This window comes from Halopseudomonas oceani, assembly GCF_963677335.1.
Classification (GTDB): Bacteria; Pseudomonadota; Gammaproteobacteria; order Pseudomonadales; family Pseudomonadaceae; genus Halopseudomonas; species Halopseudomonas oceani.
In genome coordinates this window covers 1895416-1908776 of sequence record NZ_OY781932.1, presented here as the reverse complement: position 1 = coordinate 1908776, position 13361 = coordinate 1895416, and the positions used below count along the sequence as shown (strand labels likewise).

Genomic DNA, 13361 nt, shown 5'->3' with positions numbered 1-13361 from the left:
CCTGCGCCGCGCATGTCAACCTCGCTGTCGACGGAAATGATGATTTCGCAGGCTATCAACATGCAGGGGCAGGAACAATTAAAACCGTCGAAAATACCTCAAAAGTGTTAGAGCACCCTCAAATGTGACAATTCATTGTCACATTGATTAAAGTCCGACGTCACCGCGAACGTGTCGGCTTGCGACCGCCGCGTGGCTGACGGGCCTGGTGCATAGACGGCTTGCGCGCCAGACGCTGCAGCTTTTCCTTGTCACTGGTCTTCATCGCCGGCAGCGCAATCGGCTCCAGACCAACCTCCATGCTCAGCGCGTCCAGCTCGTTCTGTTTCAGCTCGCGCCAGCGACCAACGGGCAACTCAGCCCCCAGAAAGACCGGCCCGAAGCGCACGCGCTTGAGGCGGTTGACGCGCACACCTTGCGACTCCCACAGACGGCGGACCTCGCGGTTGCGGCCCTCCATCAGGCAGACGTGAAACCAGCGGTTAATACCCTCACCGCCAGAAGAAACAATGTCGGTGAACTTGGCCGGACCGTCTTCCAACATAACGCCTTCCTTCAGACGCTCGATCATCTCGTCATCCACCTCACCCATGACACGCACCGCGTACTCGCGGTCCATCTGCCAGGATGGATGCATCAGCCGGTTCGCCAGCTCGCCATCAGTGGTGAACAGCAACAATCCGCTGGTGTTGATATCGAGGCGACCGACGTTAATCCAGCGGCCATGTTTAAGGCGCGGCAGACGATCAAAAACGGTGGGGCGCCCCTCCGGATCATCGCGCGTACAGACCTCGCCCTCGGGTTTGTTATAGAGCATTACGCGGCGCACGACTTCGGAGCTGAGATCGCGGCGCAAGGGACGTTCGTCAACACTGATCTGATCCATGCTGTCAACGCGGCAGCCCAGCTCGGCGCGCTGACCATTCACGCTGACGCGACCGGCGGCAATCCAGCCTTCCACTTCGCGGCGCGAGCCTAGCCCCATGCGGGCCAGAACTTTCTGCAGTTTTTCACCAGCGGCGGGGGCCGCCGGGCTGTCGTTTACTTCAAATTCGTCGGTCATTGGAGCACCTCCCGGTGTAGATAAAAGCCGAGCAGGATAACACTGACACCTGTGTGCCAGCTATATCAGTTCAAAGGCTCTTCGTCGGAATCATCTGTCTGATCCGGCCCATCGGTCGCCGGCGTGTCCGAAACCGGCATGTCCGAGACCGGCATGTCCGAAACCGGCATGTCCGAAACCGGCATATCATCAAAATCACTCTTGAGATTGGCTTCCATCGCATTGAGTTCATCAAGCAGATTGCGAAAACCGATCTGCCCCTCTTCCGAATCGAGCGGCTTGAGCGGCTCCACCGGCAGCCAGGGCTGGTCAACGGCCGCCTCAGTCTGGTCCGACTGCTCTCCCTCAGCAGACAGCGCCAGCTCGGGCTCCAGGTCCAACTCGTCCATTTCGCGCACCGCCGCCAGCGGCGGCAACTCGTTCAGACTGCGCAAATTAAAGTAGTCGAGAAACTGCCGGGTAGTGGCGTACATCGCAGGGCGACCGGGCACATCACGATGACCGACAATACGCACCCACTCGCGGTCGAGCAGGGTTTTGACAATCTGGGTACTGACCGCCACGCCACGGATATCTTCGATCTCACCCCGGGTGACCGGCTGACGATAGGCGATTAACGACAGCGTCTCCAGCAGAGCGCGGGAATAACGTTGCGGGCGCTCCTCCCAAAGCCGAGCTACCCAGGGCCCATAGGCTTCGCGCACCTGCAGGCGCCAGCCGCTGGCCACCTCGCGCAGCTCGATCGCGCGACCCTCGTAGCTGGCGGCAATCTTTTCCAGCGCCTTGCGCATATCGTCAAAGCCGGGCATCCGGTCTTCATCAAAGAGTTCGCGCAGGCGGTCGATCGACAAAGCGCGACCAGCAGCCAGCAAGGCGGCTTCAATGATGTGCTCAATCGGCGGCTGACTCATCCTCTCCCCTCGCTTTGACGTGAATGGGTGCAAGCGGCTCGCTCTGCACCAGATCAACCAATTGCTCCTTAACCAGCTCCAGCACCGCCATAAAGGTGACAACCACGCCAAGCTTGCCCTCACTGGCGTTGAACAGACTGACAAAGGGCACAAACTGACCTGACTTCAAACGGTCCAACACCTCAGCCATCCGCTCGCGGGTAGACAGCGCCTCGCGGGTGACCTGGTGGCTCTCAAACATCTCTGCCCGCCGCAACACTTCCGACAATGACAGCAGCAACTCTTGCATGCTGACGTCGGGGTGGGCGCGCCGGCTCGGCAACTCACCGACCTCCACCCGCGCAGCCCAGGTCTCGCGCCCCATGCGCGGCAGTGCGTCGATATCTTCGGCCGCCTTCTTGAAACGTTCGTACTCCTGCAGTCGGCGAATCAGCTCGGCCCGCGGGTCTCCCTCATCCTCTTCCATTTCTTCCGGACGAGGCAGCAGCAGGCGGGACTTGATCTCGGCGAGCATCGCCGCCATCACCAGATACTCGGCCGCCAGCTCCAGCCGCACCGCCTTCATCAACTCGACGTAGGACATGTATTGGCGGGTGATTTCAGCGACGGGGATATCAAGAATGTCGATGTTCTGCTTGCGAATCAGGTACAGCAGCAGATCCAACGGCCCCTCGAAAGCTTCGAGAAAGACCTCGAGGGCCTCAGGGGGAATGTAGAGGTCCTGCGGGACTTCCGTGTAGGCCTCGCCATAAACGACGGCCAGCGGCAGCTCCTGCTGCCGGCCTATGCCGCGGGAGCGATCCACCGCGGCTTCGGCGTCTGGGCTGACCTCAGCGTCCTGCGTTGGGTCAGCCATCATTCACTGCCGGTACTGCAGGCCCATGGCCTGGCGCACTTCGATCAAGGTGTCACGAGCAGCATCACGTGCGCGCTCAGTTCCTTCGTTGAGGATCACCCGAACCGCATCGGGGTTGGCCTCGTACTCGGCTGCCCGCTGTTGCATGGGCTCGAGTTCGGCGCTGATGGCATCAATGACCGGCTTCTTACAATCGATACAGCCAATACCCGCACTGCGGCAACCTTCCTGCACCCAGTCATGGGTGGCCTTGTCGGTATAGACCTGATGCAGCTGGAACACCGGACATTTGGCCGGATCACCCGGATCGTTGCGGCGCACCCGAGCAGGGTCGGTCGGCATGCGACGAACCTTTTCCGACACCTCGTCGGTGGTGTCACGCAGGGTGATAGTGTTGCCGTACGACTTGGACATTTTCTGACCGTCCAGCCCAGGCATCTTGGAATCAGGTGTCAGCAGTGCCTGCGGCTCAGGCAAAATGACCTTGCCGCCACCTTCCAGGTAACCAAACAGACGTTCCTGGTCACCCAGAGTGATGTTCTGCTGCTCTTTCAGCAGCGCACGGGCGGTTTCCAGCGCCTCGCCATCGCCCTGCTCCTGATACGCCTTGCGTAGCGAGGAATACAGCTTGGCGGCCTTCTTGCCCATCTTCTTGATAGCAGCCTCGGCCTTCTCTTCAAAGCCGACTTCCTTGCCGTACAAGTGATTGAAGCGGCGTGCCACCTCGCGGGTAATCTCGACGTGCGCGACCTGGTCAGCCCCAACCGGCACCTGACCGGCGCGGTAAATCAGAATATCGGCGCTCTGCAACAGCGGATAGCCAAGGAAGCCGTAGGTGGCCAGATCGCGATCCTTGAGCTTTTCCTGCTGATCCTTGTAGGTCGGCACGCGCTCCAGCCAGCTGACCGGAGTGACCATCGACAGCAGCAGATGCAACTCAGCGTGCTCGGGCACCTGCGACTGGATAAATATGGTTGACGAGGTACCGCTGACGCCAGCGGCAAGCCAGTCGATCAGCATGTCCCAGACGTTCTGTTCGATGCTCTGCGGATCTTCATAGTGGGTGGTCAGCGCGTGCCAGTCAGCAGCGAAGAAAAAACACTCGTACTCGTGTTGTAGCTTCACCCAGTTTTTCAGCACGCCGTGATAGTGGCCCAGATGCAAACGCCCGGTAGGACGCATGCCTGACAGAACCCGGCGCTGCGAATCGACAGAACTCAAGGGGAACTCCTGAAAAAGACGTATTGTGATATTTGCTCAGCGGCGATTATACCGATAATGCGCAAAGCGTCAGCGCCCGGCGCCAATCAATCAAGAATTTCATCACGGCTGAGGCCGAATGGCTCGGGGTCGCCCCGCCCTTCGCGCAGCAGCTCTGCCTCGCCATCGAGCAGGCTGATCACAGTGGTCGGCTCTACGGTGCAGGCGCCGCCATCGATGATCAGATCAACCAGTTTGCCCAGCCGATCCCGAATCTGTTCCGGGTCGGTTAGCGGCAGCGGGTCGTCCGGCAGAATCAGGGTCACACTCAGCAACGGCTCGCCCAGCGCTTCGAGCAGATCCAGCGTAATCTGGTGATCCGGTACGCGCAGACCGATAGTTCGGCGCTTGGGATGCAGCAACAGCCGCGGTACTTCACTGGTGGCATTCAGAATGAAGGTATAGGGACCGGGCGTAGTGGCTTTCAGCAAACGGAAGGTGGTGTTGTCGACCTTGGCGTAGACACCCAGCTCGGACAAGTCCCGACAGACCAGTGTGAAATTGTGCTTGTCATCCAGCTGACGCAGCCGGCGAATGCGCTCCAGCGCAGCCTTGTTGCCCAACTGACAACCCAGCGCGTAGGCCGAGTCAGTCGGATAGGCGACTACCCCACCCTGGCGGATGATATCGGCGGCCTGACGAATCAGGCGGACCTGCGGATTGTGCGGATGAATCTGAAAGAACTGGCTCATGTGCCCTCGCGAGGCTGTTTTAACTGCAGTTTAGCTGGAGAACAGCCGATTCTCCCATACCGGTTCACAATCGACCGGCATGGCTGTCATCTGACCGAGTGAGGTCCAGGGGGAATCAGGGCTGTGAAAGTCACTGCCGCAGCTGGCAAGAAAACCAAACTCGACCGCCAGCTTGCCCAGATAGGCGACCTGATCAACTGGCTGTTTGCCGTTGACCACTTCAATCCCGCGTCCGCCGGCACTGGCGAATTCGCGCAGCAGCGCACGCAGCTTACTGCGGGTAAGGCCGTAATGCCACGGGTGAGCAATGACCGCCATGCCGCCAGCAGCGCGAAGCTGCTCGACAACCTCCACAACAGTTGGCCAATGCTGGCGAATGTCGCCGAGCTTGCCGGCACCCAGCCACTTGCGGAACGCCTCACCGTGATCGCGTACGTGCCCGGCCTGCACCATCCATTCGGCAAAGTGTGGGCGCCCCGGAGGCTGCGACACATCGCCACCGGCAGCCTGCTGCACCGCGACGGCACCCTCGAACCCGCCGGGCATGCGCTTGCCTGCCAACCGTTCACCAATCTGCCGGGCGCGACTCCAGCGCCCTTCCCTGACATTGGCCAGAGCGTCGGTGAGCGCAGGCGCTGTCGGGTCAAAACCATAACCGAGAATATGCAGGGTATGGCCGAACCACTGGGCCGACATCTCTACTCCGCTAACCCAGCGCACACCCAGCTGCCTGGCGGTGGCGGCGGCCTGCTCCAAACCGTCGATGCAGTCATGATCGGTCAACGCAACCAGATCGATCCCTGCCTCTTTCACTCGCTGCATCAGAACGTCGGGCCCCAGGCTGCCATCAGACGCGGTGCTATGCATGTGCAGATCAACAATCACGGGAACTCTCCTGGCGGGTTGCTTGACGCGGCGGCGGGGCTTTCGCCTATTATGCCGCCTAAGCACTGACAACCCCAAGCAGACCGCAGCAAGCGAACCAGAACAGGCTCTGCCGGTAGACAACCAAACGCGTCTGCGTACATTTCACTGCAAGGAACCCACATGTTCTACGCCATCATGGCCACCGACGTACCCGATAGCCTCGCTGCTCGCCTCGCCGCCCGCCCGGACCACCTTGCCCGACTGCAAGTCCTGCAGGACCAGGGCAGACTGCTGCTGGCCGGACCGCTGCCAGCGGTAGACAGCAACGATCCGGGCAGTGCCGGCTTTACCGGCAGCCTGGTGGTGGCCGAGTTTGCCTCACTGGAGGATGCGCAAAGTTGGGCCAACGCAGACCCTTATGTCGCCGCAGGCGTCTACCAGCACGTCACCATCAAACCCTTCAAGCGTGTCTTCCCGGCCTGATCAAGGATGCAGCCCATGTTAAGACCCATTACCCTAGCGCTGCTGTTGTGCGGACTGGTCGGCACCGCTTCCGCCCAGACCGCGGACAACACACCCAGCGAGACACCAACCGAAACCGCCGCCAGTCAGCAGGACGTCGGCACCCTTCAGGCCGAGCTGGCCAAGGTTGAAGCCGAGCGCCAGCGACTTGCCGATCAGCTGGCCGCCGGCGACGGATCGGATGCCCTGACCCAGCTGCAGGACGAAAACCAGCAACTGCGCAACGAAAACCAGGCCGCGCGGCTGGAAGCGCAATCGCGCCTGATGGCCCAGCAGCAGCGCTGGTTCATGGTTGGCGGTCTGACCGTCGCGCTGAGCCTGCTGGCCGGCTTCATGCTGGCGAAGATAGGCCGGTCGAAGCGCCGCGAATGGCTGAACTGACCCCGGTCCTGATCATCGACGACGATCAGGAGCTCTGCGACCTGCTGCGTGACTGGCTGGCGACCGAAGGCTTCGCCCTGAGCTGCTATCACGACGGTCCCGGCGGACTGCAGGCTGCCCGCACAGACAGCTACGCTGCCATTATTCTAGACGTCATGCTGCCCGGCATGAATGGGCTGGAAATCTTGCGTGAGCTGCGCCAAAGCTGCCAGACACCGCTACTGATGCTCAGCGCCCGCGGCGAGCCAGTTGACCGCATTCTGGGACTCGAACTCGGCGCCGACGACTACCTAGCCAAGCCCTGCGATCCGCGCGAGCTGGTCGCCAGGCTGCGCGCCCTGCTGCGGCGCAGCCAGCCTGCCCAGGACGGCGCCAGTGACATGCTGATGCATGCCGGACTGCGCCTGGACGGCGGCAACCTGATGGCCTGGCTGGACGACGAGCCCCTGCAGCTTACCCAGAGCGAAGCACTGATCCTGCGTGCCCTGATGACAAGGCCGGCTCAGGTGGTAGACCGCCAAACACTGTCACGCGAGGCGCTGGGCAAACCGCTGGGCAACTATGATCGCAGCCTGGACATGCACATCAGCAATCTGCGCCGCAAACTGGGTCCACATCCGGACGGGCGCCCCCGCATTCAGTCCATCCGCGGTCGCGGCTATCTGCTGGGCAGCTGATTTACACAATCTTTACCCAGTGCAGGCCGCTGCTGACAAAGCGATCGCTAGACTCTGCAGGTAATGAGCGGATTCCCCGGTCAGACACCCACGGAGAACGACCATGAAAAAGACCCTGCTTGCCGCTACCCTGCTGCTGACCACCAGTCTGTCTGCCGGCCTGATGGCCGCGCCCACAACGGATGGCATGCCTGCGCAGCCCCGTGACGGCTCAATGTACCAGCGAGGCTTCGACCGTATGGCCGAAGAACTCTCACTGACCGATGAACAAAAAGCTCAACTGAGCCAGATTCGCGCGCAAGAACGCGAAAAGTTCCAGACCCTGCGCGCAGAAAGCAAAGCACGCTTTGAAGCGGTTCTGACCGCAGAGCAGCGCCAGCGAATGGAAGAACTGCGCGCGCAACGTCGCGAGTTCATGCAGGAGCGCCGGGACAACCGCCCGCCACGCGGCGAACCCTGCAACCGTTGAACCCTGACCAAGAGACCGCCGCATGCGCCTGTTCTGGAAAGTATTTGCCGTACTCTGGCTCGCGACCTTGCTGGTCGGCGGCTCAGGCTTTCTGGTCAGCCGCGCGCTGCAACAGGATTGGTTGCTACTGCAGTTGAACCCCGAGCTGCGCGACTTTGCCGCGCAGCTCGCAACCGTATACGAGCAGGACGGCCCGACCGCAGCCCAACAGTGGCTCGAGCAACAACGCCGTGAAAGCCGCCTGCGTGCCCGCCTGTTTGATGCCGCCGGCGACAGCTTGCTACCGGGCACTCTGACGCGCCTGCCGCGCTTTCAAGTCGAGCCGTCACCAGCACGGCCGGAGCCACCACCGCAGCCACCCGGGCATGGCCGCCTGTTTCAGTTGGCCTGGAGCACTGATCACGCCAGCTACATCATCGCCCTCCACGTTCCTGCGCCAACGTTGTGGCGCAGCCAGCGTACGCCATTCACCCTGCTGCTCAATATCGGCCTGGCGGTCGTGGTGCTGGCCCTACTGAGCCTGCTGCTTAGCCGCTATCTGACCCGTCCGCTGGGCCAGCTGGGCGCTGCGGCCCAATCACTCGCCAGGGGCGAGTTCAACGCTCAGAGCCTGCAAAAAACCACCGCTCGCCGCGACGAGCTTGGCGAACTGGCCCGCCGCTTCGAAAGCATGGCCGACCAGGTCCAGTCGCTACTCGACAGCCAACAGCAACTGCTGCGTGATGTATCCCACGAGCTGCGCTCACCGCTAGCGCGGCTGCGCGTCGGACTGGCGCTGGGCAGCCAGCAGAACCTGCCGCAGGATGATCCACTGTGGCAGCGCCTGGATCGCGAGTGCGACCGTCTGGATCAACTGATTGACGGCATACTGACCCTCAGCCGACTGGACACCCGGCGCGAACCGGCAACCGCATTCGACCTCGACGCAATGATTGCCGAGGTGGTGGAGGATGCCCGTTTCAGCGCAGCCGATCTTGCCCTTGAACTGAGCGGAGAAACCGGCGTACAGCTGCATGGCTGGCCCGACCAATTGGCCGCCGCCATCGATAACCTGCTGCGCAATGCAGTGCGCTTCAGCCCGGACAACGGCGAGATTCAGATCAGCCTGCGCCGCACTGCGGCGCAGGCCCTGATTCAGATCGACGACCAGGGGCCGGGCGTGGCGGATGAATGGCTGGACAAGCTGAGCGAACCCTTCGTCAGGGTGCCGGGCCAAAGCGCAGACAGCGGTTACGGACTGGGGCTCACCATCGCCCGCCGGGCCATTGCGCGACATGGCGGCAGCCTGTCCTTCTCACACAATCCGGCGGGTGGCCTGCGGGTCGACATCAGCCTGCCGACGACACGCCGCTGAATCAGCTCTCTGCTGGCCAGCGGCTGAAGAACTCGTTGACGTCCAGCGTCGGCACTGCCTTACGCGCACCAGCCGGATGGCCAACATAGAGAAACGCCAGAATATGTTCGTTCTCATCCAGCGCGAGACCGCGACGCACAACCGGGTGATAGGCCAGCGCGCCGGTACGCCAGACAGCCCCCAACCCCATCGCGTGTGCCGCCAGCAGCATATTGCCAACCGCGACACCACAGGCCAGATCCTGCTCAATCACCGGCACCTTGGGGTGATCCTGATGACGACTGATAGCCACAATCATCAACGGCGCCCGCAACGGCAACCCCTGGTAGCGTGCCAGGGTATCGGCTGACAGGTCCGGCGTGTCCGCCAGCGCGGCCTGCCCAAACACCTCGCCCAGGGCGTCCAGCCCCTCACCCTCGATGACCATAAACCGCCAAGGGCGCATATAGGCATGATCCGGCGCGCGCAGGGCAGCACGAAACATCGCCTGCTGCTGCTCGGCAGTGGGTGCAGGGCCCACGAGGCGCGGCACGGAAACCCGCTCATGCAGCAGGGTCAGGGCATCCACGGGTGTCATTCCTCCTCGGACTGGTCTTGCAATACCTGCTCACGATATTGACCCGGCGGCAGGCCGAACCAACGTTTGAAGGCACGAAAGAAATTGCTTGGATCGGCAAAGCCCAGCATGCAGGCAATCTCGAACAACGTCAGTTGGGGTTGACCCAGATACTGCAACGCCAGTTCCCGCCGGGTACGCTCAAGCAGTTGCTGAAAGCTGACACCCTCCTCCTGCAAGCGGCGCTGCAAGGTACGCGTGCTCATATTCATGGCACTGGCAACGGTTTGCCGCTTGGGTTCACCTTGAGGCAGCAGGCGGCAGAGCACCTGACGGGTCTGGTGTGTCACCGGGTCGGATTCGAAGCGGGCAAGAAAATCGCCGGCGAAGCGGTCATGCAACTTGGCCAGACTGTCGTTGGCCGTTGCCAGGGGCGCTTCCATCAACTGCCGCGACATTAACAATGAATAGGCTGGCGCATCGAATTCCAGCGGGCACTCGAACAACGCACGATAGGGAGCGACATCCTGCGGCTCCGACCGGGCGAAGGTGGCCTTGATCGGCACTATCGGATCAGCCGTCATCCAGCGGCAGAACGCCAGCGCATAGGCCATGGCCGCCTCAACGCTCTGCAGGGCCGCCGGCAGGCGGTCACCATGAATGGCAAACTGCAGTCGACAGGTATCCGGCTCAATCTGCATCATCATGTCGGACGACTCACCGATCAGCCGCTGGTAGCGGACCACTCGACCAAAGCCTTCACGCAGGCTGCGACTCGACATCAGCGAGTAGCCAACCACACTGAAATGCCCCGGCCGCAGCACCCTGGCCATATTCAGTCCGATAGCCGGATTGCCGCTGCGCTCCACCGCCAGATGCCAGACCCGGGTCATGCTGTCCTGACTGATCCGGGCATCCGGGTCGGTCAGCACGTCGGTATCCAGACCCAGCTCCCGAAATAATGCGGCGATATCCAGCCCGTCGACGGCCAACGCGTGACCGATGGCCGAAACCCAACCTGCTGATGTGGTCCGTGATGCGCGCTCCATGATCTCTCGTTGCTGTGTGCTGATTCCGGTGAACTGGTTTTTATGTCCGGCGGCTGATCATAGACTAAAGTTGAAGGGAAGAAAAAACCTGCGCACCGCCACTTGGCCGCCAGAGCCATACCCGCGACCAGAAGCAATGACTAAGCTGACTCTGCGCGCCATAAGGCCAGCGCCCACTGTTCCGCTCACCTGCCGAGACGCCATCATGCCCGAGTCGACTTCCTCCGCCCCCGGCCCCTTCCGCAACTTCGCTGAATTCTACCCCTATTACCTCAGCGAGCACCGCAACGATACCTGTCGGCGGCTGCATTATGCGGGCAGCAGCATGGTGATCGCACTGCTGATCTACAGCCTGCTCAGCGGCAACCTCTGGTGGTTGCTGGCCCTGCCCGTCGCCGGCTACGGTTTCGCCTGGGTTGGTCACTTCTTTTTTGAACACAACAAACCGGCCACCTTCACCCACCCCTTTTATAGCCTGCTGGGGGACTGGGTCATGCTGCGCGACGCGATGACTGGGCGCATCCGCTTCTGAGGGGGTGAATCACGTGAATGTCAGCACAGCGACAGTCAGTGCCAGCCATCACCTCTATGATGCCTCGTAGCCTGACCCCAAAACAGATAACAAGAGGAGATCCATCATGGGTGAGCAACACGCTACGTTCCGTGCCATGCAGGAGGGAACAGCCGAAGACTGGAGCATCATCTCCGAACACTTCCGTCCGTTCGCCAAGAAGCTGCCCGACCGCATCCTTGCCCACCTGAGTCTGCTCGACGGCGACTACGGCGGATTCCCGATCGACCGGCTGGAACATTCGATTCAGACCGCTACCCGCGCCCACCGTGATGGTCGGGACGAAGAATATGTGGTGTGCGCGCTGCTGCACGATATTGGCGACACCCTGGGCAGCTACAATCACCCGGACATTGCTGCCGCCATTCTCAAGCCCTTCGTAAGCCCGGAAAACCTCTGGATGGTTGAGAAGCACGGCATCTTCCAGGGCTACTACTTCTTCCATCACCTGGGCATGGATCGTCATTTGCGCGACCAGTTCAAGGATCATCCTCTGTATCAGTACACCGCCGAGTTCTGTGCCAAGTACGATGCGCCGGCCTTTGATCCGGACTACGAAAGCGAGCCGCTGGAGTTCTTCGAACCGATGCTACGCCGCGTATTCGCCAAGCCGCGCAACTCCATCTACAAGCTCTAGTCAATATCAGCCTGTCCGCACGGCATTGTCCGCCGTGCGGATTAGGGCCTATCATGCTCAGTCATGGACACCCGCTCGGTGCTCTTTCCTGGCCACGGAATTGACTGAACATGATCACCGACACCCGCGCAACGCCTGTCAAACCGCCGCTCGATGGTTACTATTCCCGCGTCATCGCTTATCTTGGCGTCGCCCTGACCTTCAGTGCCCTACTGGTCGAGCGGGGTCACCAGTTGCCCTATCTCGCCACCATTCTCTATGCCTTGCTGTACCCGCAACTCGCGCAAGTGCTTGGTCGGCGGCTGCCACAGGATAAACCCGTTTCCCCGCGCCTGGCCCTGCTTGGTCTTGATGCCTTCCACACTGGCGCGTTTATTGCTCTGATTGGCTTCAGCGTAGTTCCGAGCCTGATGTTTTTGCTGCTGATGGGCGTCGCCTGTCTGATCGCCGGCGGCTCGACCTACCTGATTGCCGGCAGCCTGCTGACGATCGCCGGAACACTGCTCGGCGCGGCCGCTTTTCAGCCGCAAATCGCGCTGGCCAGTTCCCCGCTGGTTGCCTTGGTCAGCCTGATCAACGGCGGCGTGTTCCTTTTGGTCATGGCTGCCTTCGTGCACAAGCAGAGCCACAACCTGGAGCAAACGCGCCAAAAGCTACAGCGTGAACAGGAAAAAACCGCGCGGCTCGCCGCCAACGTTTCCAAATACCTATCACCACAGGTTTGGGAATCGATTTTCTCCGGTAAGCGTAGTGCACGACTGGAAACCCGACGCAAAAAGCTGACCGTATTTTTCTCAGACATTCGCGGTTTTACCGAGCTGGCCGAAGAGCTTGAGGCCGAGGCGCTCACCGATCTGCTGAACAACTACCTGGACGAGATGTCGCGCATTGCCCTGCAATACGGCGGCACCATCGACAAGTTTGTCGGTGACTGCGTAATGGTGTTCTTTGGTGACCCCAACACCCGCGGCGCCAAACAGGACGCCGAAGCCGCCGTATCCATGGCCATCGCCATGCGCAAGCATATGAAGGTACTACGACAGCAGTGGCGCAGCCGTGGCATAACCAAGCCGCTGGAGATTCGCATGGGCCTGAGCACGGGCTACTGCACGGTTGGCAACTTCGGCACCGCAACCCGCATGGACTACACCATCATCGGCCGGGAAGTTAACCTAGCCAGCCGCCTCGAAGGCGCAGCCGATGCGGGCGAGATTCTGATCTCGCACGAGACCTATTCACTGGTGAAGGAGCTGATCATGTGCCGTGACAAGGGCCAGATCAGCGTCAAGGGCTTCTCTCGACCAGTACAGATCTATGAAGTAGTCGGCCTGCGCCGCGAGCTGGGTGCGGCACCGACCTTTGTTGAACACGAGTTGACCGGATTCTCGATGTATCTGGACACCAACCACGTACGCAACTACGACAAAGAGCAGATCATCAAGGCGCTTGAACAGGCCGCCCGCAAACTGCGCGACAAGGTCATCGTCTAGGGCAGC

16 protein-coding genes are annotated in these 13361 nt (G+C 61.1%); 8 read left to right on the top strand and 8 right to left on the bottom strand.

The genetic code is table 11. The features are described from left to right. Positions 1 to 160 precede the first annotated feature (160 nt). The 6 genes from rluB to ACKPCU_RS08975 form a co-directional block, all read right to left on the bottom strand. Positions 161 to 1063, bottom strand: a complete 903-nt coding sequence (gene rluB / locus ACKPCU_RS09000) for a 23S rRNA pseudouridine(2605) synthase RluB (protein ID WP_104738175.1) — start codon at positions 1061 to 1063, stop codon at positions 161 to 163. A gap of 65 nt (positions 1064 to 1128) precedes the next feature. Then, positions 1129 to 1974, bottom strand: a complete 846-nt coding sequence (gene scpB, locus ACKPCU_RS08995; protein ID WP_321351535.1) for an SMC-Scp complex subunit ScpB — start codon at positions 1972 to 1974, stop codon at positions 1129 to 1131. Then, positions 1955 to 2830 (bottom strand): segregation and condensation protein A, encoded by an 876-nt coding sequence (locus ACKPCU_RS08990; RefSeq protein WP_104738294.1) that lies wholly within the window; start codon positions 2828 to 2830, stop codon positions 1955 to 1957. Before ACKPCU_RS08990 ends, scpB begins: the two co-directional genes overlap by 20 nt. A gap of 3 nt (positions 2831 to 2833) precedes the next feature. Next, positions 2834 to 4012 (bottom strand): tryptophan--tRNA ligase, encoded by a 1179-nt coding sequence (locus ACKPCU_RS08985; protein ID WP_229744396.1) that lies wholly within the window; start codon positions 4010 to 4012, stop codon positions 2834 to 2836. A gap of 125 nt (positions 4013 to 4137) precedes the next feature. Further along, the gene (locus tag ACKPCU_RS08980; RefSeq protein ID WP_104738172.1) at positions 4138 to 4782 is read right to left on the bottom strand and encodes an L-threonylcarbamoyladenylate synthase; all 645 of its coding nucleotides are present in this window, start codon (positions 4780 to 4782) and stop codon (positions 4138 to 4140) included. 30 nt (positions 4783 to 4812) lie between these two features. Next, complete coding sequence (locus tag ACKPCU_RS08975) at positions 4813 to 5667, bottom strand: PHP domain-containing protein (protein ID WP_321351530.1); 855 nt, start codon at positions 5665 to 5667, stop codon at positions 4813 to 4815. Between the two features lie 162 nt (positions 5668 to 5829). Here ACKPCU_RS08975 and ACKPCU_RS08970 point away from each other — a divergent pair, with 162 nt between their 5' ends. The 5 genes from ACKPCU_RS08970 (at position 5830) to ACKPCU_RS08950 (ending at position 9052) form a co-directional block, all read left to right on the top strand. Continuing rightward, complete coding sequence (locus tag ACKPCU_RS08970) at positions 5830 to 6132, top strand: YciI family protein (RefSeq protein ID WP_104738170.1); 303 nt, start codon at positions 5830 to 5832, stop codon at positions 6130 to 6132. Between the two features lie 15 nt (positions 6133 to 6147). Further along, entirely contained in the window at positions 6148 to 6552 is a 405-nt protein-coding gene (locus ACKPCU_RS08965) for a hypothetical protein (protein ID WP_321351526.1), read from the top strand. Further along, positions 6549 to 7229, top strand: a complete 681-nt coding sequence (locus ACKPCU_RS08960; RefSeq protein WP_104738293.1) for a response regulator transcription factor — start codon at positions 6549 to 6551, stop codon at positions 7227 to 7229. Before ACKPCU_RS08965 ends, ACKPCU_RS08960 begins: the two co-directional genes overlap by 4 nt. A 103-nt stretch (positions 7230 to 7332) precedes the next feature. Next, positions 7333 to 7698 carry a Spy/CpxP family protein refolding chaperone gene (locus ACKPCU_RS08955; RefSeq protein ID WP_321351524.1) on the top strand — a complete coding sequence of 122 codons (366 nt, stop codon included), beginning with the start codon at positions 7333 to 7335 and terminating at the stop codon, positions 7696 to 7698. Positions 7699 to 7720: 22 nt separating this feature from the next. Further along, entirely contained in the window at positions 7721 to 9052 is a 1332-nt protein-coding gene (locus ACKPCU_RS08950; RefSeq protein WP_321351522.1) for a HAMP domain-containing sensor histidine kinase, read from the top strand. Position 9053: 1 nt separating this feature from the next. On the opposite strand, the gene ACKPCU_RS08945 is transcribed toward ACKPCU_RS08950, so the two are convergent. Continuing rightward, complete coding sequence (locus tag ACKPCU_RS08945) at positions 9054 to 9620, bottom strand: nitroreductase family protein (RefSeq protein WP_321351519.1); 567 nt, start codon at positions 9618 to 9620, stop codon at positions 9054 to 9056. 5 nt (positions 9621 to 9625) lie between these two features. Further along, positions 9626 to 10657, bottom strand: a complete 1032-nt coding sequence (locus ACKPCU_RS08940; protein ID WP_104738165.1) for an AraC family transcriptional regulator — start codon at positions 10655 to 10657, stop codon at positions 9626 to 9628. Between the two features lie 205 nt (positions 10658 to 10862). Between ACKPCU_RS08940 and ACKPCU_RS08935 the strand changes: the two genes are divergently transcribed. The 3 genes from ACKPCU_RS08935 to ACKPCU_RS08925 all read left to right on the top strand — a co-directional run bounded on the left by ACKPCU_RS08935 (position 10863) and on the right by ACKPCU_RS08925 (position 13355). Next, positions 10863 to 11189 carry an Mpo1-like protein gene (locus tag ACKPCU_RS08935; RefSeq protein WP_321351804.1) on the top strand — a complete coding sequence of 109 codons (327 nt, stop codon included), beginning with the start codon at positions 10863 to 10865 and terminating at the stop codon, positions 11187 to 11189. Between the two features lie 106 nt (positions 11190 to 11295). Then, positions 11296 to 11865, top strand: a complete 570-nt coding sequence (locus tag ACKPCU_RS08930; protein WP_104738163.1) for an HD domain-containing protein — start codon at positions 11296 to 11298, stop codon at positions 11863 to 11865. A 110-nt stretch (positions 11866 to 11975) separates the two neighbouring features. Next, positions 11976 to 13355 carry an adenylate/guanylate cyclase domain-containing protein gene (locus ACKPCU_RS08925; protein WP_321351516.1) on the top strand — a complete coding sequence of 460 codons (1380 nt, stop codon included), beginning with the start codon at positions 11976 to 11978 and terminating at the stop codon, positions 13353 to 13355. Positions 13356 to 13361 lie beyond the last annotated feature (6 nt).